Origin of the sequence: Actinomadura citrea, from assembly GCF_013409045.1 — a bacterium.
Taxonomy (GTDB): domain Bacteria; phylum Actinomycetota; class Actinomycetes; order Streptosporangiales; family Streptosporangiaceae; genus Spirillospora; species Spirillospora citrea.
On the sequence record NZ_JACCBT010000001.1, the window covers coordinates 7,355,673 to 7,381,303 of the forward strand.

Sequence of the window (25,631 nt, forward strand, 5' to 3'; positions counted from 1 at the left end):
TGCGCCGGTCGCGCATTCGACGAGTGGCGCGCGTTCGTTTATGGCATGCCCCGTGGAACTCGACCGCCGGCGCCGGCACCACATCGAGGACGGCCCCGGAAACGGCGGATCCTCGAAAGAGAATCTCACGCACGCCCTTCCCAGACGTCGGGGAACGGGGCCCGGAAATACCCGTACCCGGTGACCCCGACCGTCCGGGCCGACACGCGTCGTTCCCCGGCGAACCGCCGAACCCACTGATGCGGAACGACGGACTCCGCGTCCGCCGTCGGGCGGCGCGGCGCCGACCGTCCCGTTCCAAGCCGAGCGAAAACCCCGATTCGCGTAGCGCGTCTTGACGATTGTGGGCAGGCGTGCGGGATGCCCGGCGAAACGGCGGCGACCGCGTGACCGTCCTCTCGGATTCAGGAGCACGGATCGGCCAACTCGCTGGAAGGAAGCGGTTTGAGGCCCTCTGAAATGGACACTTTCCCGAAGCGACTGTTCCTTGCCAGCGCCCTTGCTGCCCCCGGAAGAGGTGACCGGTAATGGAAATTCGGACAAACGGTGACGTGCCGAACCAGGACGAGATCGCGGAGCTGCGCGCCCGGGCGGAGGCCGGCGACCGGAACGCCGCCGGACGGCTGGGTGAGCTGCTGGCGAAGCACGGCGACCTGGAAGCGGCGTTGCACGTGTGGGCCCGCGCCTACGGGGAGGCCTCGCCGACGACGAGGCGCCTGGCCGACCTGCTGGCCGACCGCGGCGACCTGAGGGCCGCCGTGGAGGTGTGGCAGTTCTCCGACCCGGTCAGGCAGAACCCTTCCGGCCTCCACGAGGAGTTCAACGCCGGTCTGGACGTCGACGAACGCGTCGACTGGGAGGACGACCCGGAGGACTGGGCGTTCATGGAAAGGGAGCGCCTGACGAGGCTGCTGGCCGACCGGGACGACGAGGCCGCCGTCGCATAGACGGCGCCCCAGCGCCCGTCCTCCTCAGGAGGGCACCCTGCGCATGAGGGTGTGGCAGGCGATCGCGGCGGCCGCGGTGACGTTGAGCGAGTCGACTCCGTTGGACATGGCCTCCGCGCTCATGGGGATGCACACGCGCTCGTCGGCCTCGTCCAGCCAGTGGGAGGAAAGGCCGTCCCCCTCCGACCCGAGCATGAGCGCGGCGCGGTCGCCGATGGGCACCTCGTCCAGCGGCGTGACCGACTGGTCCGGAGTCAGCGCCAGGAGGCTGAACCCCGCCGCCCGCACCTTGCCGAGGCCGTCGTGCCAGCTGGTCATCCGGGCGTAGGGGATCGCGAAGACCGCGCCCATGGAGACCTTGACCGCGCGCCGGTACAGGGGATCGGCGCACCTCGGCGACAGGATGATCGCGTCGACGCCCAGCGCGGCCGCGCACCGGAAGATGGCGCCGACGTTGGTGTGGTCGACGATGTCCTCGCAGATGACGACGCGGCGGGCCGTGCCGAGGACGGTGTCGACGGGCGGCAGGGGGAGTCGTTCCAGGGAGGCCAGGGCGCCGCGGTGCACCTGGAAGCCTGTGATCGCTTCCATCGTGGCGTCGTCGGCAAGGTAGGCGGGGGCGTCCATGCCGTCCAGCAGGTCGGCCAGCGGTCCGGTCCAGCGGCGGGCCATCAGCAGGGAGCGGACGGGGTGCCCGGCGCCGACCGCGCGGCGGATCACCTTCTCGCCCTCGGCGACGAACAGGCCGTGCTCGGCCTCCAGGCTCTTGCGGAGGTTGACGTCGCGGAGGCGGACATAGTCCGCGAGGCGCGGGTCGGCGGGGTCGGAGACGGGGATCAGGCTGGCCATCCCCCCAGTCTGCCGCCGGGCACGCGGTGCCCCGGCTGCGTCGCGGCCGGATCCGGCCGCGAGAGGCCCTGAATCCGGTTCTAGAGAGAGATTCGCGTACTCTCGTACCCCTCCGATCGCTGGGCGGGGCGGCCGCGTACGCTGCCAGGTTCGTCGGGGCTCACGCTCATGACCTGCGTCATTATCAGTTTTGAGTCCTTTGTAACCTCTGTGGCGTACTACTACAGTGCCGGGGAACATCGGCGGGTTTCAGGCGAATCGAGGGCAGCCGTGAGCGGACGTCATCGCAATGACTTCCCCGGAGGGGCGGGCGAAGGCGGGTACGACCCGTCCACCCCCGTCTTCGGCCCGGCCAACGACGGGTCGTCCGACTGGTTCGGAGCGCGGGACAGCCAGGGCCAGCCGCTCGCCCAGCCCCAGGCGGGCCCGCAGGGCGCCCCGCCCGGCACGGCGCCGGGCGCGTCCGGTGAGACGCCCGAGTGGTTCACGCCCCGGAGTTCGTCCGAGCAGCCGGTCTACGGGCAGGGCCGGTACGGAGAGGAGCCGAGGACCGCGTCCCCGCAGGGGCCTCCCCCGGAGTCCTCGCCCCTGGCCGGGACGGGTTACAGCGAGTACGACGCCATCAGCAGGTCGGACGGCGGCCAGGCCGGGTTCTTCGGCGGTTCCGGCGGGTCGGGTGACTCCGGCGGATACGGCGGCGGTTCTGGTGGTTCAGGCGGCTCGGGCGGTTCAGGCGGCTCGGGCGGCTCGGGCGGCCATGGCAGCGGATCGGGCGGCTACGAGTACGGGCGGCGCAGGCGCAAGCGCAGCGCGACCGCGCTGATCGGGCCGATGGCGGGCGCCGTGGGCCTGGCGCTGCTGCTCGGTGTGGGCGTCTACGCCTTCGCCGAGAGCGGCGGCGGCTGCTCCGGCGACGGCGCGATGAACCTGTCCGTGGCGGCCGCGCTCGACATCGCGCCGGTCGTGGAGAAGGCCGCCGGACGGTTCAACGACGGCAAGCACAAGGTCGACGGCAAGTGCGTCAAGGCGACCGTGAAGCGGGTCGAGCCCTCGGCGGTGACGACGCAGCTGTCCGGGCAGGCCGTGGCGAACGACCGGCCGGACGTGTGGATCCCCGACTCGTCCCTGTGGATCTCGCTGGCGCAGACCGACGGCGAGAACGGCGACAAGAGCGGCGTCGTGTCCACCAAGACCTCGCTCGCGACCAGCCCGATCGTGGTGGGGCTGCCGCGGACGCTCGCGCTGCAGCTGAAGAAGCAGGGCATCACCGCCAGCCCGTCGTGGGACAACCTGCTGAAGGCCGCGGGCGGCGTCGCGGGCGGCGCGGTCACCAAGAACCAGATGATCCCGGCGGGGTCGGTGCGGCTCGTCGTGCCCGACCCGATGAGGAACGCCGCGGGCATGGGCTCGCTGATGGTCACGAGCACGCTGCTGGCCAACGACCCGAACCGGGACTCGATCTTCACCGGCATCGTCCGGACCGTCCGGGAGAGCACCGTCCCGAACGTGAAGGCGGAGTTCGAGCACTTCCGCAAGGACCGCACCGGCAAGCAGCCGATCTCGCTGTCGTCGGAGCAGTCGCTCTACTCCTACAACCGGAGCAAGCCCGCCGAGCCCGCGGTCGCGCTGTACCCGATCGAGGGCACGCTGTCGATGGACTACCCGTTCACCGTCACCGCCAAGGGCGACGGTGAGCGCAAGGCCGCCCGCCTGCTCGAACAGGCGATGCGGACCGAGGCGACCCGCAAGGACGTCCTCGACGCCGGGTTCCGGGCGACCGACGGCAAGGCGCCGCCCGGGTTCGGCGAGGCGGCCGGCGTCAGCCCGGCCCGGCCGCGGCAGCTGCCCGCGCCGAAGAGCGAGGACGTCGCGAAGGTCATGCAGGCGTGGTCGAAGCTGTCGCTCGGCCTGCGCATGCTCACCCTGATCGACGTGTCCGGGTCGATGTCCGAGAAGGTCGGGCCGAACGTCAACCGGCTCCAGGCCATCGCGCAGGTGTCGCAGGGCGGGCTCAGCATGATGTCCAACGACACCGAGCTCGGACAGTGGCTGTTCTCGACGAACATGGACGGCAAGACGCCGTACAAGGAGACGGTGCCGGTCGGCCCCCTCGGCGAGCGGGTCGGGTCCAACACGCGGCGCGGCCTCGTCCTGTCCACGCTCAACCAGATGAAGCCGAAGCCGGACGGCGACACCGGCCTCTACCGGACGATGCTGGCCGCGTACAAGAGCATGAACGACTCCTACAAGCCGGAGTTCGGCAACTCGATCCTGCTGCTCACCGACGGGAAGAACGACGACCCGGACGGCCCGTCGCTGAAGGACACCCTGGAGCAGCTGAAGGACATGCAGGACCCGAACAAGCCGATCCAGGTGAACATGATCGGGTTCGGCAAGGGCGTGGACCGGGGCGAGCTGGAGCAGATCGCCGCGGCGACGAACGGCAACGTGCAGATCGCCATGACGCCCGGCGAGATCTCCAAGATCTTCCTCAAGATGCTCTCCCGCCGGATCCAGTGATCACCATTCGGTGATCTTCCGAATGCGCCAGGTAGTTCTTGATTTTTCCCTGAAATCCGTGTCAACCGGGCGCCCGATTCGACCGTCAATCTATGTGGAGGCCCGACGGGGAGCGGGGCCGTCGGGCCTCCGACCTACATCCCTCCCTGGCCCGTGACGGGGAGGCGGCCGCCGGTCGGACGACCGACCGGGGCCGGGAGAGCGAACCGCTCCCTCTGAGATCTTCCAGCCCGTCCCCGGCGTCCACGACGCCCCGGACGAGGATTCCCAGCACAGCCCGCGGGAGGACTTCGTGTCCGGTTGGCCCAGTCTCGACCGCGCCGACGACGAGCGCCTGGCGCGGACGCTCGCGGCAGGCGATCCGAGCGCCCTCATCCAGGTCATGGACCGCTACGCGGCCCGCCTGTACGACTACTGCCACGCACTGCTGCGCGACCAGGACCAGGCGGCCGGCGCACTCCACGACGCGCTCATCGCCGCCTACGCGCACGTGTCCGGCCTGCGCGAACCCGACCGCTTCCGCGGCTGGCTGTACGCGCTCGTCCGCAACGAGTGCATGCGGCGGCTGCGCGACCCGGACCGTCCCGCGCAGCGCCACGAGGCGCCCGAGGTCGAGGACGGCTTCCTGGACGACGCGGAGCTCGCCCGGCGCCAGGAGGCCCGGCGGCTCGTCCACGCCGCCCTGTCCGGCCTGCGCGGACGCGAGCGCGAGTCGGTCGACCTCATGCTGCGGCACGGCCTGGACGCCGACGAGATCGGCGGCGTCCTCGGCATGGACGCGCAGCAGGCCGCGGGGCTGACCGCCGAGGCCCGCGCCCGTCTGGACGACTCGCTCGCCGCCGCCTACATCGCCCGCGCGGGACGCGACGACTGCTTCGAGGCCGCGGCGATCGTCGACGACGCGGGATGGCCGCTCCCGCCGCCGGTCGTGCACAGGCTCGTCCAGCACATCGAGTCGTGCGGCGTCTGCGGCCCCCGGCGCGACCGCACCGTCTCGGCGGCGCGGCTCCTGCAGGTGCTGCCGGTCGCGATGATGCCGAACGACCTGCGCGGGCTCGTCATGGCGACCGCCACCGACCCGGCGCTGGCGCCGGACCTCGCCGCCGTCGCGCACGCGGCCCGGCCGTTCGACGACTGGGGCTGGCCCGCCATGGTCGAGCAGGAGCCCGTGCGCGCCGCGTCGTCCGGAGGGGGCGGCGGCCAGCGCGGGGTGTGGGCCGCGCTGGCCGCGGCCGCCGCCGTCATCGCTGTCGTCGCGGCGGCGTACTACCTGATGTCCGGCTCGTCCGGCGAACCGACGGCCGCGCAGGGCCCCTCGGACGGGACGTCGGCGTCCTCCGTCTCGCCGTCCTCCCCGACCGAGTCGCAGGAGCCGTCCGACACCCCGACGCCCACGCGGTCGGCCACCCCGACGCCGACGACCTCCTCGCCGACGCCGACCCCGACGAAGACGCGCGAGCCGTCGCGCTCGCCCCGCCCGACCGCGACCCGTACCCAGCCCAGGACCGGACGGTTGTCGATCGGCTCCTGCGCCATCGAGGGCGCGGGGCCGGGCAGCTGCACCATCACCGTGCGGGCCGTCGGCGGGACGGCCACCTGGTCGGTCACGGGCGCGTCCGGCGGACTCAGCGCCAGCGGCGGCGGCACGCTGCGCAGCGGCCAGGTCGGCTACGCCCGCGTCAGCGGGACCTGCACCCCGCCCGGCGGCTCCGGGACGGTCAGCTTCTCCAACGGGGACGTGCGCACCGTGACGCTGACGTGCCAGCCGGAGGACGGAGACGGCGGCGGCCGGCGGTCCAGCTGATCGAAGGGTGATCCAGATCACTTTCGCGCGCGGGAGGGCCGCCCCACGAGGCGATACGGCCACGGGGCGTACCGGATTCGTCACTTAAATCTGCTCATAAGGGAGAAATCCCAGCAACTTGGTGGCAAGATCAGGCAACCTGAGCCGGCCGACGCGCGTCGGGGCTCGTCGGGGGCAGATCTTCGATGACCGATTTCGACTGGGAGGGTTCCCGTGGCCGGTGAGTCAGGGGCCGCGCAGAATGACGACCTCAGGCTGGCGGACTCGCTGCGAGCCGGGGACGTCATCGCGCTGACCGAGGTCTACGACACCTACGCGCCGTTCCTCTACGACTACTGCCACGGCCTGCTGCGCGACCGCGTCGAGGCGTCCGGGGCCCTGCGCAACGTCGTCATCGCCGCCCGCGAGCACGTGGACCGGCTCACCGAGCCGGCCCGGCTGCGCGGCTGGCTGTACGCGATCGCCCGCAAGGAGTGCATGCGGCGCCGCGACAGCCCGAACCGGCACACCGGTCAGGAGGCCCCGGAGGCCGAGGACGAGCTGACGCCCGAGCAGCTCGCCCGCCGCGAGGAGCGCCGGCTGCTCGCGCACAGCGCGCTCGCCGCGCTCAACGGGCGGCAGCGCGAGGCCATCGACCTGTCGGTCCGCCACGAGCTGGACGAGGTGGACCTGTCCGGCATCTTCGGCATGCCGCTGGAGGAGACGCTCGCCCTGGCGCAGCAGGCCCGCGAGGACCTCGCCGCCGCGCTGCACGCGTCCCTCATCGCGCAGAACCACTGGAAGGACTGCCCGAGCGTCGCGGCCCTGACCGAGTCGTGGCCGCTGTCCCCGCAGACATCGGCGGCGCTCGTCCGGCATGTGGAGAACTGCCCGGTGTGCGGGGCGCGGGAGACGCCGCCGCTGCCGCCGGACCGGCTGCTGTCGGTGCTGCCGATCGCGGCGATCCCCGCCGACCTGCGGCTGGACGTGCTGACCGCGGCGACCGCCGAGGACCGGGCCGGGAACCGCCGCGCCATCGCCGCCTGGACCGAGCCGTTCGACGAGTACGGCTGGCCGCTCCCCTACCAGCAGACCGCCCCGCGCGCCCGGGACCGCGCGCCCGGGCGGCGGCGCGGGCCGCTGCTCGCCGCCGTCGCGGTGGGCGTCGGCGTCCTGGTCCTGTTCGCCGGCGCGATGGCGTGGCTGGGCGGCGGGGACGAGGGGACGAACGCGGCGGCGACCGGGCCCGTGACGCCCGGCGGCACCCCGCCCGGCGGTTCGTCCGCGCCGGAGCCGATACCGACCGACCCGTCGTCGCCCACATCGCCGACGGCGTCCCCGACCGAGTCGAAGTCGCCTTCGAAGTCGCCGTCGCCGTCGGCGTCCAAGAGCATGTCCAAGCCGCCGTCGAGCAGGCCGCCGGCGCCGCCCACGACCAGCGCGCCGAAGCCGCCCAAGCCGGGCACCCTGTCGGTGAGCGGCTGCGACATGGACAGGAACGACGCGTGCACCGTCACGGTCACCGCCGTGGGGGGCTATGTGAACTGGCAGGTGACCGGCACGTCCGGGCCCGTCAGGGCGGGCGGCTCCGGCCACCTCGACGCGGGCCAGAGCGGCGGCGTGCGGGTGTCGCGCGCGTCCGGGTTCTGCTGGGGCAGGCAGACCGGGACGGTGTCGTTCTCCTCGGGCGGCTCGGCGACGGTCACCTACCGCTGCTGAGCGGGGCGGCTACCAGACCGAGCCCGCGTCGAGGGTGCGGTGGGCGCGGTCCAGCAGGAGCGGCACGCCGCCGCCGATCTGGTCGAAGCCCTCGCCGACCGTCGCGTTCTGCAGGTAGCGGGCGTGGATGCCCTCCAGGATGACCGCGAGCTTGAAGCACGCGAAGGCGACGTAGAAGTCGAGGTCGGCGAGGTCGAATCCGGTCAGCTCGGCGTACCGCCCGGCGAACTCGCGGCGCGTGACGAAGCCGGGCGCGGAGGTGATCGTGGCGCCCACCGGGAGCTGCTCGGCGTCGGCCGCCTCCGCCCAGTAGACGAGCGTCAGCCCGAGGTCGGACAGGGGGTCGCCGAGCGTCGACATCTCCCAGTCGACGACGGCGGCGATCTGCGGGCGCGGCTCCAGGCGCGCGAGCGCGTTGTCGAGCCGGAAGTCGCCGTGGACCAGGCGGGCCGGGGCGTCGGCCGGCAGCCTCTCGGCCAGCCGCGCGACGAGCCGGTCGTACTCGGGCAGGTCATGGGTGTCGCCGGTGGCGCGGACGGCCTCCTGCGAGCTGTCCCACTGCTTGCCCCAGCGCTTGAGCTGGCGCTCCATGTAGCCGCTCGGACGCCCGAAGTCCCCCAGCCCGACGGCCTCCACGTCGACCGTGTGGATCGCGGCGAGCGCCTCGGCCAGCGCGTCGCTGAGGCCGCGCGCCTGCTCGGGAGTGATGTCGGCGGCGTCCTCCCGGGTGCGCAGGACGCGGCCCTCGACGAAGTCCATGAGGTAGAAGCGGGCGCCGATGACCTCCTCGTCGTCGCAGAAGGCCAGCGTCGTCGGCACCGGCACCGCCGTCCCGTGGCCGAGTGCCGACAGCACGCGGTACTCGCGGCCCATGTCGTGCGCCGTCGGCAGGACGTGGCCGAGCGGCGGCCGGCGCAGCACGATGCGGCGGCCCCCGTCCAGCGTGAGGCCGTACGTGAGGTTGGAACGCCCGCCCGCGATCAGGTCGATCGCGCTGATCCGTCCGGATCCGGGCAGCTCACGGGCCAGCCAGGCCGCCAGCCGGGGGACGTCGATACCGGGCACCCCGGCGGGCAGTTCTGCGTCAACGGTCATGACGCACTATTAGAACGCGGCTCGGTCAGGGCTGTGAACCCCACCCCCGTACCGGCGTCCGGCCCCTGAAACCCCGGCCACTTCCGGCCGACTTGCGGCCGCGTGTAATCCGTTCTCCAGAGTAGGGCTTGACCTGCGAGAACACGGGGAGCCTCAGCCTCTCTTCCGCCCAGGGTGAGCAACTCGACCGAACCCCCGGAGGAAAAATGTGACACAAGGTGGAATGCTCGGACACGCGGGGTGCCCGTCTGCCACCACACCGGATCAAACCCGGCTCAGTGGGCGTCAGCCGTCATCCCGCCACAAGGCGGCGGGCTGGACTTATGGGTCTCGCTGGGCTAAGAGAAGTAACTGATACCACTCGGGGGTCAGACCGCCCGATTGGGGGGGACGCACCGTGGCAGACGCATGGCTGCCAACAGCCGGCCGCATGCCGGCACCGAACGATGGCGGAGCGTTGCGGGGAGGTGCTCCCCGCGTCGTCTGGTGCGCCGAGGAGCACGACCCGCACACCGTCTCCGCGCGCTCGGTGGCCGCCGACCTGCTGAAGGAGAACCGGCCCGCCCACCTGGTGTGGCACCCGGGCACCGGTGAGATCGTCCAGCTCCTGCCGATCACCCGCGCGGCCCGGCTGCTCGGCGGCGCCCTCGGGCGGGAGGGCCGTGTCTGCGCGCAGATCATGGTGGTGGGCCAGTCGCGTTCGCCGTTCACCGGCTGGCCGCTCACCGGCGTCGAGGCGATCGTCCAATGGCTGGACGCGTGGGGCGTCGCGCGCCGCTGGCCCGCGGGCCCCCCGCTGCCGTCGCCGCAGTCCTACCACGCGCAGCGCAGCCGCAGGGACTGGGCGCGCGGCGGGCACTACGGCGCGTCCCAGGTGCCGCTCCTGGACCGTCCCGACCCCGGCGGGATCGACGTCCGGCGCATCACCGGGCCCGACACCCCGGTCGCCCCCATCCCGAAGCCCCGGCTCCCCGGCACCCCCGCCGGCCCCCGGCTCGTGACGGCGCGGCCGCGCACGCCCGAGACCGTCCGTCCGGCGCCGAGCGACGCGCCGTCCGCGCGTCCCGGACCGCTGCACCCCGCGGTGGAGCCCGTCCCGGTCGGCCCCCTGTCCAACTGACCTGCGGCGCTACCCGGCGAGCGTCCGGACGACCTCGCACCCCGCGCGCAGCTCGGCCAGGGTCGCGGCGGAGCCGTAGCCGATCACCAGTCCGGAGGCGCGCACCGGGCCCATGTGGTGGCGGTCCAGCGTCTCCACCACGACACCGCGCCGGGCCGCCTCGTCCACGGTGCGCGCGGCCACCGTCTCCGGGACGTCCACCACGAGGTGCAGGCCGGCCGTGTCGCCGCGCAGGGGCAGGCCGTCCAGCGCCTGCACCACCACCTCGCGGCGCCGTGCGTACTCCCCGCGCATCCGGCGGACGTACCTGTCCAGGTCACCCCGTTCCAGGAGGAGCCTCAACGCGTCCTGCGGCACCACGGCGGTGCGGTCGTTCAGCTCCTCCCTCCGGAGCGCCACCTCCGCCACCAGGTCGGGACGGCCTCCCAGCCAGCCGACGCCCATGTCCGCGGTGAGGATCTTGGCGGTCGTACCCAGGTAGACGACGACGTCCGGGTCCAGGCCGTAGAGCGCGGGCAGCGGCGCGACGTCGTAGCGGAACTCTCCGTCGTAGTCGTCCTCGGCGACGAGCGCCCCGTTGCGCCTCGCCCATGCCAGCAGGGCCTGCCTGCGCGGGACGGGCAGCACGCCGCCCATCGGAAACTGGTGCGACGGCGTCGTGTAGACGATGCGCAGGTCATCGGGCAGAGCATCGACAACGAGGCCGTGCTCGTCCACAGGGCAGGGAACGAGCTCCGCGCCACGTCCCGTCAGGACCGCGCGCGCTCTGCTGTAGCCGGGCTCTTCCACACCCACCCGGTCCCCGGGGCGCAGCACGGTCGCGGCAAGCAGATCGAGCCCGTTCGTCGCTCCACGCGTGATGAGAAGGCCGTCCAAGGGACAGGTCACGCCGCGACTACGCCTGATGTAGTCGGCGAGAGCCTGCCGTAGGCCGAGCAGACCATGCGGGTCCTGACGCTGCTGCGGCGGCATCCCCGCAGCGAGCCGCCATGCCCTGCGCCAAGCGGGTGTGTCCAGGGCCCCGATCCAGGCGAGACCGGGCCTCAGGTCGATCTCGTGTGGGGCCGCAGCCCTCCGCACCGATATCGTCTCCGGCACCTCATGCCTCGGCACAGGCGCGGCGGCGACACCCTCGGTCACATAGGTGCCGGACCCATGCCGCCCTTCCAGCCAGCCCTCCGCGTAGAGCTGCTCATACGCCTCCGTCACCACCGTCCGGCTGACACCGAGCAGACCGGCCAGCGCCCTGCTGGACGGAAGCCGCTCGCCCGCGGCGAGCCGTCCCTCCCCCATCGCGGAACGCAACTGCGCGACGAGTTGCGTGCTCATCGGCCGCCGTGCGTCCCGCTCCACGGAAAGAGGCAGATCGATCGACAAAGTGGTCACCTGCTATACGCGCCAAGTGGCCATACCGGCCAGGCCACTCGCCTCCTAGCGTAAACGGACATGAACCCGCTCTCCTCAACCGCCCGCACCCGTCTCGGCCGCCTTCCCGAACGCTCCAGCACCGACCGTTCCGTCCTGTACGAGATCCTCGACGACGGCATGATCTGCCACCTCGGCCTCATCGTGGACGGTTCACCCCGCGTCATCCCCACCGGCTACGGCCGCCTGGACGACACTCTCTACCTCCACGGATCCACCGGGGCGAGCAGCCTCAGGGCCGGGCCGTCCCAGGACATCTGCGTCACCGTCACCCACCTGGACGGGCTCGTCCTCGCCCGCTCTCTGTTCCACCACTCCATCAACTACCGCAGCGCCGTCGTCTACGGGACGCCCCGCCTCGCCGACGACCCGGAGGAGAAGCTGACCGGCCTCCGCGTCATCACCGAGCAGCTGACCCCCGGCCAGTGGGACGTGGCCCGCCGGCCCAACCGCAAGGAACTGGCCGGCGTCTCCGTCCTGGCGCTCTCCCTGGACGAGGCGTCCGTAAAGGTGCGGCAGGGCCCGCCCGGAGACGAGGACGAGGACCACGCCCTCGACGTCTGGGCCGGCGTCCTGCCCGTCACCCAGGCCTTCGGCACACCGGACCCCGATCCGCTGCTGCGTCCCGGCATCCCCATCCCCGGACATATCGCCCAGCGCGTGACCTCCTAATTCGATCGCCCGCTATGCCCCGCGCAGTCGTTCATGGCCGTAGGGTGAGTGCATGAACGAGCGGCTGGTCTGGATCGACTGCGAGATGACGGGACTCGACCTGCGCGACGACGCGCTCATCGAGATAGCCGCCCTGGTCACCGACAGCGAGCTCAACATCCTCGACGAGGGCGTCGACGTGGTCATCAAGCCCCCGCCCGAGTCGGTCACCCAGATGACCAAAGTCGTCCGCGACATGCACACCACGTCGGGCCTGCTGGAAGCGCTCCCCGGCGGGGTCACCCTCGCCGAGGCCGAGGACATCGTCCTCGCCTATGTCAGGGGCCACGTGAAGGACGCCAAGAAGGCGCCCCTGTGCGGCAACTCCATCGCGACCGACCGCTCGTTCCTCGCCCGCGACATGCCGGCCCTCGACTCCCACCTCCACTACCGCATGGTGGACGTCTCCTCGATCAAGGAGCTTGCCCGGCGCTGGTACCCGCGCGTCTACTTCGCCAGCCCCGAGAAGAAGGGCGGCCACCGCGCCCTCGCCGACATCACCGAGAGCATCCAGGAACTGCGCTACTACCGCGCCGCCGTCTTCGTCCAGCAGCCCGGCCCCGACTCCGACACGGCCCGCGCCATCGCCTCCCAGGTCGCCTCCGGCTGACCCACCCCGAAGAAGCCGCTACACTACTGGGAGCCGGGATCGATCCCGGCCACGGTGGGTGTAGCTCAGCTGGCAGAGCACTTGGTTGTGGTCCAAGATGTCGGGGGTTCAAGTCCCCTCACTCACCCCAACGAGAAGCCCTGGTCATCACGAAGACGACCAGGGCTTCTCCGCGTCCTGCGTCAGGCTCCCCCTCTCGGACGTCCGATTCCGGGAGCGATCTGGGAGTGATCTTGCTACCAGCGAGCTTCCGTAACTCCCTTCGAACCGCGCCGGATGCGGTCACGATCTAGCGTCGGCCGTCCTCCAGACGGACCCTCACAAGAGGGACTGAGGAGGAAACCGACAGTGACGACCGCCGATCAGCCATCTTTGTTCGGGCCCGACCCTCACGAGCCGCTGGTGAAGCCTCCAGGCCACTTGGAGGAAGAGATGCGCGTCCTGATCACCGTTAAGGCCGCGCCGAACCCTTCGGAGACCTACGGCGAGACCGTGTGCGTCGCCGGTATCCGGATCGACGTGGAGCCGACGCAGTGGGTTCGGCTGTATCCGATCAATTTCCGCGAACTGGAAAGCAACAACACGTTCCGCAAGTACGACATCGTCTCCGTCCGCGCCCGGCCCGCCCCTGCTGATCCGCGCCCGGAGAGCTACCGCCCGAATATCAGTACCGTCCGAGCCGAGACGAACATTCCGAAGTGGGATCGGCGCAAGGTGTTCGTCATCGACCACGTACAGGCTTCGATGTGCGACCTGCTGGCCGACGTTCGCAACCAGCCGCCGGCACGCTCTCTGGCCGCCATCCGCCCACGAATGGTCAAGAACATAGAGATCAAGCCACACGGGGGCTGGAGGCCGGACGAGCAGGCGAAGATTGATCGCTACGTCACGCAGGAGAACCTGTTCGGGGGCGGCCCCCGCACTCCCCTCGAAGCCCCGCGGTTCAGGGGCTGGTACGACTACCTGTGCCAGTCGGCGACCTGCAAGGGGCACAAGCAGGGCATCTACGACTGGGAATGGGTCGCCCTGCAACGGAACCTGCGTGGCGTCAGCGACGCCGTGGCCAAGGAGGAGTTGCGGAACAAGTTCTTCGAGCAGATGTGCGGCCCGGACAAGGACACGATCTTTTACGTGGGCAACCAAGCCAAGCGCCAGCAGACGTTCATGACCTTGGGGGTCTTCTACCCGAAGCGGTGAACCTCGGCGGCGATGGCGTCGGCCACCACGTCACGGTGGCAGCGTTCTTGCTCGGCTTCAAAGCAGAGCAGTGCAACCCTGCGTTCGGTTGCCCAGCCGGCGATGGCCGAGAGCCACTCTCGCGCGGCCGGTGCGTCCAGCTCCTCAGCGAAGCGCTGTCTAGCGTCCCGCAGTTCCGACGGGCCGCCGCCGAACCCCGCGCGGTTCTCCTTCGGGTTGCCGAGCGGCCGGGCATGCTCGTATCCGATCCCGACAGAGTCCAGGGCTTCGGCCAGGGCGCGCTTGCTGAATCCGCGTTTGCGTGAGATCGGGTTCAGCCGTACGTCTACGAGAAGCGAGACGCCTTCGGCGGAGAGCTGCGCAAGGAACGAGGCGAGGTCATACCCCTGGTAGCCGATGCCGGTCAAGCCGGTCTGGCCGGTGAACTGATCGGTTACGGACATGCCGCTCAGCCTCTCATGGCGATCATAGATGTAAACCGCCTCCCCCTCAGTTCGGGCAATATCCGCTGTTTTGGCGACCGCCTTCGGTCTTGGCACCCACTTGAGCAAGACGTCCAGGGTCCGCACTCCGGACCGAGGCGCCGGCCAAGCCCGCTCGCGCTACCGCTACCTCCCAAGGGCACCCGAGAGCCGTGAGGAGTGGCGCGCATCTCCGGAGTGGGGTGGGCTTAGGTGCCGCGCATGCCGGGAACCTCGTGCCCCATCCGCTCGGATTTCAGGACATACGGGGTGCCCGCGTTGACCATGCACGGCCGATGACCGCGCCGGAGGCCCGTGGGGCGTCAGCCAGGGCAGAGCGGGTCTCGACTCCTACCGCCTCGTCCAGACTCGCGCCCGAACCGAACACGTTGTCGGTTGATCTTCACCGACCACATCGCCCGCCCTCGCCAGCGGGAGTTCGTCCCCGGAGAGGGCCTTTGACCTGGATGTTTGAAGTCGTGGTGTTAGGGCTCGTAAACGCGGGGCCGGCGCTTCAACCATGCACTCCACGCCCCCGTCACTAAATCTCATCGACATCACCCCTTAGCTTCCTGGCGGCCGTCGCTCATACCGACGAACAAACGTTGCCGCTTCTCACGGCCACAACCATCTGGGTGCCAGCCGCACACTGTTCGCATCGCCGCCCTGGCTACGAGGCCAGGGCCTGGGCGCCCGCCGACGATCAGGTCCTGACGCCGTTCCGGTCTCGATAAGGCGTCCGTAGTGGCGGGCTCATCGACCTTCGAAGATCATCCGGTTATGCTCCGACCCTAGAGATGTCAACGACACGCCAAGGGCGATGGATGAGCGTCGACGAGACGGCCCCGCTGCGCGTACTCGTGGTGGACGGTGACGCCCAGGGCAGGGCTGACGTCATCTCCGTACTGGAGGCCAGCGACGAGTTCCAGGTCGTGGCCGAGTCCCCCGATCCCGCAGCGGCGGTTCCGCTGGCCGAGCGCCTGCGGCCCGACATCGTCCTGCTGGACGCGGCGGCCGCCGACCACGTGCTGCCCCTCAGCACGTCCTCCCGCGTCTTCGTCCTCGGCTCGGACGACCAGCCCGCCGTCGAGGCCGCCCTCCGCGCCGGCGCCTGCGGTCACCTCGTCCCCGGCTCGTTCACCGCGCACGACCTCGTCCGCGGCGTCCGCCACGCGTCCCGCACCACCCTCGGCCTGTCCGCCCGCGAGGCCGAGGTCATGGATCTCATCGCCACCGGCCGCTCCAACGGCGAGATCGCCCGGCAGCTCTTCCTCAGCGAGAAGACGGTCAAGAACCACGTCAACCGCATCTACGCCAAGCTCGGCGTCGGCTCCCGCGCCACCGCCATCGCCCTCTGGCGGGGCATGATGAGCGTCCTCCCGGCCAGGGACTAAACCGGTTCGCACTGGTCCGCAGGGCCTGATACTGTTCTTCCTGTCGCGAGGGACCCCGGCCCACCGCCGAGGCCCGTACGACAGGCGCCGTTAGCTCAATTGGCAGAGCAGCGGACTCTTAATCCGCGGGTTCGGGGTTCAAGTCCCTGACGGCGCACCCGCTACCACCAGCGACGACGTCCCTCCCGGGAGTCGTCGCTGCTTCCGTATGGGGCCGAATTGAGGCCGACCTGCGCCCGCCACTGTGCGTGCGATCAAGGCGAGATCGTTTCGGCCCTTCTGAGGGCGACCAGCGCCCGGGACGCACGCACGTGGACCCATTCGGATCACCCCCCGCATGGAGTTCAGTTGCCCTTTCGGCATCGCCGGGTCAACGCCATGGAACCGAAAAGCGCCCTTTCGCCCGCGTCGTTTGTTGCGGGCCGAGGCGCGTCGGCGGTGGGCAGGATGTAGATCTCATCGGCGGCGTTCGCGGACGAGCGGCCCCGGCGACCCGGAACGCGGAGGTCCCGCCCCCCTCGTGCAGCCAGACCAGCCGCTGGAAGTCCGGGTGGCGCGAACCGACCCTCTCCATCCGCGGCGGCGGAAGGTGACGGCGTGGTGACGGATGACTGCGGATGCCTCCACAACGATCAATCAGACGTTATTGTCTTTTTGAGAGGGAGGTGTGCCGTGAGACCCCTGGAGGCGTCCGATCCCCGCCAGATCGGGCATTACCGAATGCTGGCCCAGCTCGGCCGCGGAGGCATGGGACGGGTACTGCTCGGCAGCGCGCCGGACGGGCGGCTGGCCGCGGTCAAGCTGGTCGACGAGCAGTTCGTGCACGACGACGGGTTTCGCGGCCGGTTCCGCCGCGAGGTCCGCGCCTCCCGCCGGGTCGCCGGGGCCTACACCGCGGCGGTGATCGACGCCGACCCCGAGGCGGCCGAGCCCTGGCTGGCCTCGGTGTACGTTCCGGGCCCGTCGCTGCACGAGGTCGTCGCCGCGACCGGTCCGCCGGCGGCCGGATCGGCGCTCCGGCTCGCCGCCGGCCTCGCCGCCGCGCTGACCGAGGTGCACCGCGCCGGGCTGGTGCACCGCGACCTGAAGCCGTCCAACGTGCTGCTCACCGAGGACGGCCTGCGCGTGATCGACTTCGGTATCGCGCGGGCCGCCGAGGGCGAGGACGGCACCCAGCTCACCCGCACCGGCGCCCTGGTCGGCACGCCCGGCTTCATGTCCCCGGAGCAGGCCCTGGGGCGGGACCTGACCACCGCCAGCGACGTCTTCTCGCTGGGCTCGACGCTGGTGTACGCCTGCACCGGCCACGGCCCGTTCCACGCGCGGAGCACCCCGCAGACCCTGCAGAACGTGATCCACGCCGATCCCGTGCTGGGCGACCTGCCGGACCGGATCCGCGAGATCGTTTCGGCCTGCCTGGCCAAGGACCCGGCCGCACGGCCGGCGCCCGCCGAGCTGCTGCGGTGGATCGGCGATGTACCGCCGTCCGCGCGGCCCTGGCCGGACGTGGTGCACGATGCGATCGCGCGGCAGGGCACCGAGGTCGCGTGGCTGCTTCAGGCCCCGCAGGCCCCGGCGCCGCACGTCCCGCCCGCACCGGCGCCTACGCCCACGGCCGTCGCGCCGGCGCCGGACAGGAGGCGGTTCCTGCTGATGGCGGGCGGTGGCGCCCTCGGCCTCGCCGCGCTCGGCGGCGCCGCCGCCTGGGCACTGCGCGGTGACGGCGAGCCGGCGTCCGGCCGGAAGAGCGTGCCCGGCGGGAGCGGCGGTACGGACGCGAAGCCGCTGGCGGTCTTGGAAGGCCATGCCGGTTCCGTGCACCACGCGGAGTTCGACCGCGCGGGTGCTCTCCTGGTCACCGCCGGGGAGGACGGCACCGTACGGCTGTGGGACGCCAAGGCCCGGCGGCCGTCCGGCCAGCCGCTCAAGATCGCCCCCAAGTCGGCCCTCAAGGCCAGGTTCGACAGGGCGGGGCGGCTGCTGCTCACCGCCAGCATGGACGGCGGCGTCAAGGTGTGGGACGTGCGGACCCGCCGGCAGATCGGCGCGACCCTCGGCATCCCCATGTTCGACTTCAGCGACGATCCGGCCCCGGTGAGCGACGTGGCCTTCAGTCCGGCCGGGGACCGGCTGGCGGCCATCGGCTCCCACCTGAAGGTGTGGGACACCGAGTCCCGCAAGGAGGTGAGCGGGCTCACCTTCGACAAGGCGAACATCATGTCGTTCATCGCGTTCAGCGGGGACGGGCGGCTGCTGGCCTTCACCGAGCGGGATCTGGTGCGGGTGTTGGACGTGAGTTCCCGCAAGGTGGTCGGGCAGCCCCTGCGCGGGCACACCGTCCAGATCACGGAGGCGGTGATGAGCCCGGACGGCCGGACGCTGGCGACCGGGGGCGCCGACATGACCGTGCGGCTGTGGGACGTTCGGCGTGCGGCTCCGCTCGGTGAGATAGTGCCCGCGAGTGACCACGCCCCGCAGGGTCTCGCGTTCAGCGGGGACGGACGGCTGCTGGCCAGCGTGGGCAACGACACCACCGCGCGGCTGTGGGACGTGGCCGGGCGCAAGGAGGTCGGGAAGCCGATCAGCCTCCCGAGCAAGGCGTCCGCCGTGGCGTTCAGCCCGGACGGGAAGGTCCTCGCCGTCGGCGGCGACGAGAAGGTGTGGCTCTACGACGTCGCCGGCCGCACCCGCGCCTGAACCACCGGTGAGCGAGGTGACCATGCGACCGCTCGCCGCGTCCGACCCGCGGCGGGTCGGGCACTACCGGATGCTCGGCGAGCTCGGCCGCGGCGGGATGGGCCGGGTGCTGCTGGGGGCCGCGCCCGACGGGCGTCCGGTCGCGGTGAAGCTCCTGCACGCCCGGCTGACCGGCACCCCCGGCTTCCGGGAGCGGTTCCACGCCGAGGTGGCGGCCACCCGCAGCGTGTCCGGCGCGTACACGGCCGCCGTGCTCGACGCGGACGCCGACGCGCCGACCCCGTGGCTGGCCTCGGTGTACGTGCCGGGGCCGTCGCTGCGGGACGCGGTCCGGGCGGCCGGGCCGCTGCCGGAGCCGGCCGCGCTGCGGCTGGCGGCCGGGCTCGCGGCCGCGCTCGTGGAGATCCACCGGGCCGGGCTGGTGCACCGCGACCTCAAGCCGTCCAACGTGCTGCTGGCCGCCGACGGCCCGAAGGTGATCGACTTCGGGGTCGCGCGGGCGGCCGAGGGCGACGGCCGCCACGGGCAGACCGGCGTGCCGGCCGGAACGCCCGGGTACATGTCGCCGGAACAGGCCGAGGGAGGGTGGGCGACCGCGGCCGACGACGTCTTCTCGCTGGGGGCGGTGCTGGTGTACGCCTGCACCGGCCGCGGCCCCTTCGACGGGCCCGGCCCGGCGCAGGCTCTGTACAACGTCGTGCACGCCGAGCCCGACCTGTCCGCCGTACCGGACCGGCTCCGCCCGGCCGTCGCGGCGTGCCTGGCCAAGGACCCGGCCGGGCGGCCGAACCCCGCCCGGCTGAGGGCGATGCTCGGCGCGGTCGCCCCGGCCGCGCAGCCGTGGCCGCCCGCAGTGCAGCGAATGATCGACGAGCGGCGGGCCTGGATCGGGTGGGCGCCCGGCCCGGAGCCCGCGGCGACCCTGGTCGACACGCGCCGCCCCCGCTCCGGCCCTTTCACCGTCCTCGGCTCCCCGCGCGGTGCGCTGGCGGCGTGCGCGGCGGTGGCCACGGCCCTGGTGGTGGCCCTCGTGGTGACGGCCCTGGTGGTGGCGCCTTGGTCGGGGTCCGCTGCCCGGAGCGACCCCGGGGCGCACCGGTCCACTGCCCCGCCGCCGAGCCGATCGCTGCGCGGGCACACCGCGTCCGTGCGCGACCTGGTGTTCACCCCGGACGGACGGACGCTGGCCAGCGCCGGTGACGACGCCACGGTGCGGCTCTGGAACGTCGCGGACGGGAAGCAGCGCCGCGCGCCCCTCGACCACCCCGACGGCGTCAACGCGCTGGCGATCAGCCACGGCGGCAGCACCCTGTACACCGCGGGCGACGACGGCAGCCTCCGCCTCTTCCCGGTGTCGGGCAAGGGTGAACCAGGCGACCTCGACATCGATCTCGGACCCCTGACGTCCCTGGCCCTGAGCCCGGACGACCGCGTCCTGGCCACCAGCAACACGGACCAGTCCGTACGGCTGTGGGACCTGGACGACGGGAAGGTGGGCCCGCTCCTGGAGACCGGCGCCGGCAACGTGCAGGCCCTGGCGTTCGCCCCGGACAGCCGGATGCTGGCGATCGGCACGACCGGTACCGAGGAGGATCCCGGCACCGGGAACACCCGCGGAGTGACGCAGCTGTGGGAGGTGTACGACCGCAAGAAGCTCAGCGGGGACCTGTCCGGGCACGACTCATGGACGGAGGACGTGGCGTTCAGCCCCGACGGGCAGACACTGGCGACGGCGGGCGGTGAGACAGTCCGTCTGTGGGACGTGGCCAGGAGCCTGCAGAAGGGCACTCCGTTCCAGTGCGACAGCCGCTGCCACACGGCGGTGTTCAGCCCGGACGGCCGCATCCTCGCGGCCGGGGGCTCGGAAGGGACCGTCCGGCTGTGGGACGTGACCCGCCACCGGCAGCTCGGCCCGACGCTCACCGGGCACGACGGCGCCGTCCTCAGCGTGCGCTTCAGCCCGGACGGCCATACTCTCGCCACCGGCGGCCAGGACGGCACCATCCGCCTGTGGAAGGTGCCCACGTAGGCACGCGAGCCGACCGTGTCAGGTGTCGCGGCGTGCCGGCGTCACGACCCCCATGACGCCAGGCACGCCGCGAACAGTTGGTATTCGACGGAAAGGTCACGGTTGGATGCGTGACCAGACCCACTTACCGCCGGCCGGGTCGGCGGTGACGCCGCACTTGCTCGACAGCGCCTGGACGATGTGGAGGCCCCAGCCGCCGTTGTCATCGAACGCCTTCGCGGAGAGGTCCAGGTCTTCGAGGGTGAGCTCCTTCATCGGCTTGGACTGAGGGAGGGCGTAGTCCGCGTCCCATACGGCGATGACGATGCCGTGCGCGACCCGGCTGAGCTGCAGGCGGATCTCCTGGTGCGGCGTCTGGCGCGCCGCGTTGGTGACGAGCTCCGAGACGACGAGAAGCGCATTGTCGAGAATGTGGAAATAGGTCCAATTGCGGATTCTTGCGTCCACAAGCGTACGCGCCAGCCCCACTGCGGACGGTGTGCCCATAAGGGGCAAAAGCAGATCCCCGGTCGCCGCCATCACCATCGCCTCACCCTTGCCCGAGATTCCGAATTCATATGGCAAGGATCACCGGCACGTTCTACGGTTTCATTGTTAACGGGAGAAGTGAAAACAGGAGGAACGATGCCGATCGTCCGGGACCCTCTCGATCCCAAGATCTCCATGTGGCACTTTCTGGCCTTCTGCATGCGCTTCTTCAGGGAGAAGATGGGGCTGTCGCTGACCCAGTGTGGCGAGATCATCGGTGTGGCTCGCTCGACTGTTTCCAATCTGGAGGCCGGACGGCGGCGCCCGCAGGATGATCAAATGCGGCTGCTCGACCATGCGTACGGGACCGGAATGCTTTTTCAGGTTCTTCTTTGGTTTGCCCGAATGGCGCATGATCCAGACTGGGCCCGCCAAATCGACAAGTACGAGGAGGAAGCCGTCTCGATCAAGACCTACCACGGACAGGTCGTCCCGCTTGCACTACAGACCGACGACTACACCTGGGCGTACGTCAAGGCGAGCAGATTCAAAGACCTGGACGCGATCATGGCGGTCCGCATCGCAAAGAAGAAGGCGTACTGGGAGAAGGGTGACTCGCTACTCACCTGGACAGTGATCGACGAGGGGGTCCTGGCTCGCCCGGTGGGCGGGGTAGAGGTCATGAAGAGGCAACTGGAACACCTGCTGAAGATCGCTGAACTGCCCCACGTGAGCTTGCGGGTCATCCCCTTCTCTTCAGGGGAGTACATGGGCGTTGACGGGTCTATGCAGATCATCGGCCTTGAGGACCGAGACGTCGCGTACTCCGCCGCTCAGAACGGCGGACGGTTGATCGAATCTCCTCGCGAGGTTCGAGAGCTGTCCGTTATGTTCGATCGCATCGGAGTGAAGGCTGCTTCCGAGGAAGCCTCCCAAGAGATCATCAAGCGGTACTTGGAGCACTACGAATGATCGTGAAGTGGCGCAAGAGCACGTACACCGGTGGAGCAAACGACAATCAGTGCGTTGAACTGGGACGACTTGCCCCAGGGGTCGGAATCGGCCTGCGGGACTCGAAGGACCCGGACGGAGGCCGCCTCACCCTCTCCCCCGCCCAGTTCGCCCACCTGATCGAGCAGATCAAGCGGGACCCGGCCTGCTGACCGCCCTCCCACCCGACTCGTTCCCCACACGCCGGGCCAGTCCCGAGATCCGACGACGGACGCCGTGGTGTTCCTCGGTGAAAGGCCGCTCTTGATTCGAGCGGTCACTCGTCCGTGCGCCGTACGGTGAGAGCCTCCTCGTGCAGGGTGAAGGAGTGCACCACGTCCTGCTCGATGATCGCTTGCGGGCGGTGGGGGCCGTCGAAAGCGGTGGTGTCGAGGCGGAACCGGCCAGTGTTGCCGATCTTCAGCGTGCGCAGCTTCCAGGGTTCGTCCGGGGCGGCTTCAGCGTGGAGCGGCACGGCCAGGTTGAGGACGCTGGATGCCTCTCGCTCCTTGCCGTACCGGGTGTGCGCCGCGGTATAGGAGGCTAACCGCAGTTCGGCCTGCGAAGGCAGCTCCAGGCTTGACTCGCCCCCCTGCCTCGAAGGCCGTGGCCGTTGTTGTGCCAGGGCCGCGAGCCACGACCGGGTGCTCTCACCGATGTGCGGATCGTCGGCGGGTCCCCCCAACCATCGCCAGAGCCAGTGCTGAAGTGCAGGACCAGCGCGGTCCAGCCACTCCTCGACCAGTCGACGAAACGCCTCCTCACGGCGTTCAGCGCCGCTGCGGCGGCCCGCGGCCAGGATCTGGGTGCCCGCCCCGGCGAACACCCGGCACAACGGCGCAATCGGCACCGCGCCGACCTCGCCGACGTAGCGCACCATACGGAACTCCCACATGATGCCGCGCAGCAGCATCGCCGCCGCCAGCGCCGCACCGTCCAACGGCTCTGGCCGTCGCAACGGAGCGGGGCGCGCAGGGTGCTCGCCGTTCGGCGGAGTCCTACGGTCGGCGGTCAGCCCGGCGCCCGACAGATGCCAGTACGAATCGTCGCAGTACACCGAGCCGCTCTTCGCACCGATGAGACCGTCGCCGAAGCCGACAACGATCCCGTCAGGCCCTGCGCACACAGTGACCGGGGACCTGTCGCCGGAGTCGAAACGCGCCTCGGTGACATCGTCCAACCACATCTCCAGCTCAGCCGGGTCGACGTCATCGGAGCCGACGGGGAACCGCCGCCCGGCCACGACCTCCACGAAGCCGACCAGCCTGTCACCGGCCCGTTCCACCTGAAAGGTCCGCACCTGCGCGCCGGTCAGGTCATAGTCGGCGGCAAGTCCCGCCGCCAAGTCCGCGGTCAGCGGGACCCGCCGCGGCCTCACCACACCCCGGTAGTCCCGGCCGGGCACGGCCTCCGGCGTCGGCAGCGGCTCCAGCCGATGCCCGGTCAAACCGGCCGACCGCACCATCCACGCCCGTCGTTCCGCCCCGAAGCCCGCCATCCAAGTCAGCGCGGCCCGCGCCCGCCGCTCACGGCCCCCTCGGGTAGGGGCCACCGCGACACCGAACAGCGCGAAGGTGTTGTTGTCCCACACATCCGAAATCCAGCGGACCGCTTCCCGGTCGAACTTCCGGCCGTCAGTGGCCACCGCCTCGATCTGCACCATCGAACGGTCCAGCAACGCGCCGAACGCGGCCGCAGCCCCCGGCTCTCGCCGCTTCATGCCCCTCCACCTGAGCGCTGATCCTCCTGGGGAGGAACCATCGCATGTAAGCCCACACCGCCGCACGCACCCAGCGCCCCCGGCACGAACCCCTAGGACACGCCGGTGGTGGTCTTCTTGCTGGCTGCGGCGGCCTTGTCTCGGCGTATTCGGGGTCCCCGTCCGCGTCGTGCTGGTGGACGGGCCGCGTCGGGGTGGAAAGTCAGGAGGTCGTTGTCGCGTTGGATCGCCTCTAGGGACAGCGTGCGGTAGCCGGCCTCCTCGAAGAGGACGGTGATCCGGTCGGGTTCCACCCGCATGACCGTTCCGGTTCCCCACGCGGCGTGCTGCACCTCGGAGTGCAGAGGGAACGGGGCTCCGTCGGCATGGTCTGGTGGTGCGGCCGTTTCGTCGGCGTGGTCTGGCGACCAGGCTGTCCCGGTTTGGCAGACGTCGCAGTGGCCGCATGGGCCCGGGTAGGGCTCGCCCAGGTATTCCAGCAGGAAACGGCGACGGCAATCCGTCGTCTCCGCGTAGGCGCGCATCATGTCGATGCGTGAGTCGTCGACGCGGCGGCGGTTCTCGTCGAGTTCCGTGGCGCGTGCGACGGCCTCCTCGGGCGGTGGCCCCTCCTGGACGTATCGCAGATCTCCCCGGCCGGTCGTCTCCACGGCTCCGGTCTGCTCCAGCAGATTCACCAGGCTGGTGAGCTTGGATGCGCCGACGCCGAGGGTGGTGCGCATCTCGCTCGCCGGAACAGTGCCACCGTGGGCCTGGAGGAGCGTCGCGGTCTGGAGCATTTTCTCTTCGTCCGGCTTACCTGCGGCGAAGAAGCGGCGCAGTCCGAGGTCCTGCGACCGGTAGAACAGGACGGCGGCCGCGGGCTCCCCGTCCCGCCCGGCACGGCCGATCTCCTGGTAGTACGACTCCGGGGACTCCGGCGGGGCGGCGTGCAGCACGTAGCGGACGTCGGCCTTGTCGATTCCCATGCCGAACGCCGAGGTGGCCACCACGACATCGAGCTCGTCGCCCTGGAACGCCTCGTGCACCCGGTGACGGTCGGCCGCCTTCATCCCGGCGTGATAGGCGGCCGCACGCAGCCCCGCCGCGGCCAGCTCCTCGCCGTAGGCCTCGGCGTCGCGCCGGGTGGCGACGTAGACGAGGCCCAGCCCCTTTCGACCGGCGGCGTCCTCGACCAGCGCCCGCCTCTTGTCCGCCTCCTCGTGGAACCGCCGTACCTCCAGGGACAGGTTGGGCCGGTCGAAACCGCGGACGATCTGCCGTGCCTCGCCGAGCCCGAGCGTCGCGAGGATGTCATCGCGTACCGGCGGCGAGGCGGTCGCGGTCAGCGCGATCACCGGGGGATGCCCGAGGCGCTCGATCACCCGGCCGAGCCGCTGGTAGTCCGGCCGGAAGTCGTGGCCCCACGAGGAGACGCAGTGCGCCTCGTCGACGGCGACCAGCGAGGGGCGCACGGCGGCGAGCCGCTCCACGACCGACGGCTTGGCCAGCTGCTCGGGTGAGAGAAAGATGTACTCCGCTCTGCCCGCCCGGATCTGGTCCATGGCGTCCTCGCTCGCGCCGTCGGACTGCGCGGAGTTGACCATCACGGCGCCGCCGGCGTCGCGACCGGCGAGCGCGACCATCTGATCCCGTTGCAGGGCGATCAGGGGCGAGATCACCACGGTCGGCCCGGGAAGCAGTTGGGCGGGGACCTGGTAGACGGCGGACTTGCCGCCGCCGGTCGGCATGACCAGCAGCACGTCACGGCCCCGCAGCAGGTGCTCCATCGCCTCGCCCTGGCCCGGGCGCAGGTCCGGCCAGCCGAAGACCTCCCTGGCCACCCGGCGCAACCGGCGACGCCTGCCCAGCCGGCCCCAGACAACCCGCTTGCCCATCCAGTCCTCCTTGCGCAGT

Annotated in this window: 20 protein-coding genes and 2 tRNA genes; 15 read left to right on the plus strand and 7 right to left on the minus strand. The window is 71.0% G+C overall.

Going from position 1 to position 25,631, the window contains the following annotated elements; genetic code table 11:
* Positions 1–527 precede the first annotated feature (527 nt).
* Positions 528–947, plus strand: coding sequence for a hypothetical protein (locus BJ999_RS33590; RefSeq protein WP_179836981.1), 420 nt, complete (start codon positions 528–530; stop codon positions 945–947).
* A 24-nt stretch (positions 948–971) separates the two neighbouring features.
* Here BJ999_RS33590 and BJ999_RS33595 read toward each other — a convergent pair whose 3' ends face one another.
* The gene (locus BJ999_RS33595) at positions 972–1,796 is read right to left on the minus strand and encodes a TrmH family RNA methyltransferase (RefSeq protein ID WP_179836982.1); all 825 of its coding nucleotides are present in this window, start codon (positions 1,794–1,796) and stop codon (positions 972–974) included.
* Between the two features lie 270 nt (positions 1,797–2,066).
* Between BJ999_RS33595 and BJ999_RS33600 the strand changes: the two genes are divergently transcribed.
* The 3 genes from BJ999_RS33600 (at position 2,067) to BJ999_RS33610 (ending at position 7,818) form a co-directional block, all read left to right on the plus strand.
* A complete protein-coding gene (locus BJ999_RS33600; protein ID WP_179836983.1) occupies positions 2,067–4,316 on the plus strand; it encodes a substrate-binding domain-containing protein in 2,250 nt (749 codons plus the stop codon).
* Between the two features lie 292 nt (positions 4,317–4,608).
* Positions 4,609–6,120 (plus strand): sigma-70 family RNA polymerase sigma factor, encoded by a 1,512-nt coding sequence (locus tag BJ999_RS33605; RefSeq protein ID WP_179836984.1) that lies wholly within the window; start codon positions 4,609–4,611, stop codon positions 6,118–6,120.
* 213 nt (positions 6,121–6,333) lie between these two features.
* Positions 6,334–7,818 (plus strand): RNA polymerase sigma factor, encoded by a 1,485-nt coding sequence (locus tag BJ999_RS33610; RefSeq protein WP_179836985.1) that lies wholly within the window; start codon positions 6,334–6,336, stop codon positions 7,816–7,818.
* Positions 7,819–7,827: 9 nt separating this feature from the next.
* Here the strand turns inward: BJ999_RS33610 and BJ999_RS33615 are convergent, their stop codons facing one another.
* On the minus strand, positions 7,828–8,913 hold the full coding sequence (locus BJ999_RS33615; RefSeq protein ID WP_179836986.1) for a phosphotransferase family protein: 1,086 nt from the start codon (positions 8,911–8,913) through the stop codon (positions 7,828–7,830).
* A 430-nt stretch (positions 8,914–9,343) separates the two neighbouring features.
* Between BJ999_RS33615 and BJ999_RS33620 the strand changes: the two genes are divergently transcribed.
* Positions 9,344–10,033, plus strand: a complete 690-nt coding sequence (locus BJ999_RS33620) for a hypothetical protein (protein WP_179836987.1) — start codon at positions 9,344–9,346, stop codon at positions 10,031–10,033.
* Between the two features lie 9 nt (positions 10,034–10,042).
* Here the strand turns inward: BJ999_RS33620 and pdxR are convergent, their stop codons facing one another.
* Positions 10,043–11,362 (minus strand): MocR-like pyridoxine biosynthesis transcription factor PdxR, encoded by a 1,320-nt coding sequence (pdxR, locus tag BJ999_RS33625; protein WP_179836988.1) that lies wholly within the window; start codon positions 11,360–11,362, stop codon positions 10,043–10,045.
* A gap of 117 nt (positions 11,363–11,479) precedes the next feature.
* On the opposite strand from pdxR, the gene BJ999_RS33630 reads away from it, so the two are divergent.
* The 4 genes from BJ999_RS33630 to BJ999_RS33645 all read left to right on the plus strand — a co-directional run bounded on the left by BJ999_RS33630 (position 11,480) and on the right by BJ999_RS33645 (position 13,976).
* Complete coding sequence (locus BJ999_RS33630; protein WP_179836989.1) at positions 11,480–12,130, plus strand: pyridoxamine 5'-phosphate oxidase family protein; 651 nt, start codon at positions 11,480–11,482, stop codon at positions 12,128–12,130.
* 52 nt (positions 12,131–12,182) lie between these two features.
* Complete coding sequence (gene orn / locus BJ999_RS33635; protein ID WP_179836990.1) at positions 12,183–12,779, plus strand: oligoribonuclease; 597 nt, start codon at positions 12,183–12,185, stop codon at positions 12,777–12,779.
* A 54-nt stretch (positions 12,780–12,833) separates the two neighbouring features.
* Positions 12,834–12,909: transfer RNA gene (locus tag BJ999_RS33640), tRNA-His, on the plus strand.
* Positions 12,910–13,127: 218 nt separating this feature from the next.
* Positions 13,128–13,976, plus strand: a complete 849-nt coding sequence (locus tag BJ999_RS33645; RefSeq protein ID WP_218935357.1) for a hypothetical protein — start codon at positions 13,128–13,130, stop codon at positions 13,974–13,976.
* Here the strand turns inward: BJ999_RS33645 and BJ999_RS33650 are convergent.
* Positions 13,961–14,527, minus strand: a complete 567-nt coding sequence (locus BJ999_RS33650; RefSeq protein ID WP_229809952.1) for a DUF488 domain-containing protein — start codon at positions 14,525–14,527, stop codon at positions 13,961–13,963. The two genes, BJ999_RS33645 and BJ999_RS33650, sit on opposite strands and share 16 nt — an antisense overlap.
* A 734-nt stretch (positions 14,528–15,261) precedes the next feature.
* Here BJ999_RS33650 and BJ999_RS33655 point away from each other — a divergent pair.
* The 4 genes from BJ999_RS33655 (at position 15,262) to BJ999_RS33670 (ending at position 20,557) form a co-directional block, all read left to right on the plus strand.
* Positions 15,262–15,831, plus strand: coding sequence for a response regulator transcription factor (locus tag BJ999_RS33655; RefSeq protein ID WP_179836991.1), 570 nt, complete (start codon positions 15,262–15,264; stop codon positions 15,829–15,831).
* 84 nt (positions 15,832–15,915) lie between these two features.
* Positions 15,916–15,988 (plus strand) — tRNA-Lys (locus BJ999_RS33660).
* Between the two features lie 515 nt (positions 15,989–16,503).
* Positions 16,504–18,528, plus strand: coding sequence for a WD40 repeat domain-containing serine/threonine protein kinase (locus BJ999_RS33665; RefSeq protein ID WP_179836992.1), 2,025 nt, complete (start codon positions 16,504–16,506; stop codon positions 18,526–18,528).
* 22 nt (positions 18,529–18,550) lie between these two features.
* Positions 18,551–20,557: a WD40 repeat domain-containing serine/threonine protein kinase gene (locus BJ999_RS33670; protein ID WP_229810008.1), complete on the plus strand. Its 2,007-nt coding sequence runs from the start codon at positions 18,551–18,553 to the stop codon at positions 20,555–20,557.
* A gap of 96 nt (positions 20,558–20,653) precedes the next feature.
* On the opposite strand, the gene BJ999_RS33675 is transcribed toward BJ999_RS33670, so the two are convergent.
* Entirely contained in the window at positions 20,654–21,082 is a 429-nt protein-coding gene (locus tag BJ999_RS33675; RefSeq protein WP_179836994.1) for an ATP-binding protein, read from the minus strand.
* A 99-nt stretch (positions 21,083–21,181) separates the two neighbouring features.
* On the opposite strand from BJ999_RS33675, the gene BJ999_RS33680 reads away from it, so the two are divergent.
* Together BJ999_RS33680 and BJ999_RS33685 are read left to right on the plus strand one after the other, a co-directional pair.
* Complete coding sequence (locus BJ999_RS33680; protein WP_179836995.1) at positions 21,182–21,997, plus strand: helix-turn-helix domain-containing protein; 816 nt, start codon at positions 21,182–21,184, stop codon at positions 21,995–21,997.
* Positions 21,994–22,188, plus strand: a complete 195-nt coding sequence (locus BJ999_RS33685) for a DUF397 domain-containing protein (RefSeq protein WP_179836996.1) — start codon at positions 21,994–21,996, stop codon at positions 22,186–22,188. The genes BJ999_RS33680 and BJ999_RS33685 overlap by 4 nt, the downstream gene beginning before the upstream one ends.
* A 104-nt stretch (positions 22,189–22,292) precedes the next feature.
* Here the strand turns inward: BJ999_RS33685 and BJ999_RS33690 are convergent, their stop codons facing one another.
* Entirely contained in the window at positions 22,293–23,735 is a 1,443-nt protein-coding gene (locus BJ999_RS33690; protein WP_179836997.1) for a hypothetical protein, read from the minus strand.
* A 92-nt stretch (positions 23,736–23,827) separates the two neighbouring features.
* A complete protein-coding gene (locus tag BJ999_RS33695; protein ID WP_179836998.1) occupies positions 23,828–25,612 on the minus strand; it encodes a RecQ family ATP-dependent DNA helicase in 1,785 nt (594 codons plus the stop codon).
* Positions 25,613–25,631: the final 19 nt, after the last annotated feature.

Excerpts from the sequence above, each read along its gene's own strand:
- BJ999_RS33590 (WP_179836981.1), top strand. The coding sequence starts at position 528 with ATGGAAATTCGGACAAACGGTGACGTGCCGAACCAGGACGAGATCGCG.
- BJ999_RS33595 (WP_179836982.1), bottom strand. The coding sequence starts at position 1,796 with ATGGCCAGCCTGATCCCCGTCTCCGACCCCGCCGACCCGCGCCTCGCG.
- BJ999_RS33615 (WP_179836986.1), bottom strand. The coding sequence starts at position 8,913 with ATGACCGTTGACGCAGAACTGCCCGCCGGGGTGCCCGGTATCGACGTC.
- BJ999_RS33620 (WP_179836987.1), top strand. The coding sequence starts at position 9,344 with ATGCCGGCACCGAACGATGGCGGAGCGTTGCGGGGAGGTGCTCCCCGC.
- pdxR (WP_179836988.1), bottom strand. The coding sequence starts at position 11,362 with ATGAGCACGCAACTCGTCGCGCAGTTGCGTTCCGCGATGGGGGAGGGA.
- BJ999_RS33630 (WP_179836989.1), top strand. The coding sequence starts at position 11,480 with ATGAACCCGCTCTCCTCAACCGCCCGCACCCGTCTCGGCCGCCTTCCC.
- orn (WP_179836990.1), top strand. The coding sequence starts at position 12,183 with ATGAACGAGCGGCTGGTCTGGATCGACTGCGAGATGACGGGACTCGAC.
- BJ999_RS33655 (WP_179836991.1), top strand. The coding sequence starts at position 15,262 with ATGAGCGTCGACGAGACGGCCCCGCTGCGCGTACTCGTGGTGGACGGT.
- BJ999_RS33670 (WP_229810008.1), top strand. The coding sequence starts at position 18,551 with ATGCGACCGCTCGCCGCGTCCGACCCGCGGCGGGTCGGGCACTACCGG.
- BJ999_RS33675 (WP_179836994.1), bottom strand. The coding sequence starts at position 21,082 with ATGGTGATGGCGGCGACCGGGGATCTGCTTTTGCCCCTTATGGGCACA.
- BJ999_RS33680 (WP_179836995.1), top strand. The coding sequence starts at position 21,182 with ATGCCGATCGTCCGGGACCCTCTCGATCCCAAGATCTCCATGTGGCAC.
- BJ999_RS33685 (WP_179836996.1), top strand. The coding sequence starts at position 21,994 with ATGATCGTGAAGTGGCGCAAGAGCACGTACACCGGTGGAGCAAACGAC.
- BJ999_RS33690 (WP_179836997.1), bottom strand. The coding sequence starts at position 23,735 with ATGAAGCGGCGAGAGCCGGGGGCTGCGGCCGCGTTCGGCGCGTTGCTG.
- BJ999_RS33695 (WP_179836998.1), bottom strand. The coding sequence starts at position 25,612 with ATGGGCAAGCGGGTTGTCTGGGGCCGGCTGGGCAGGCGTCGCCGGTTG.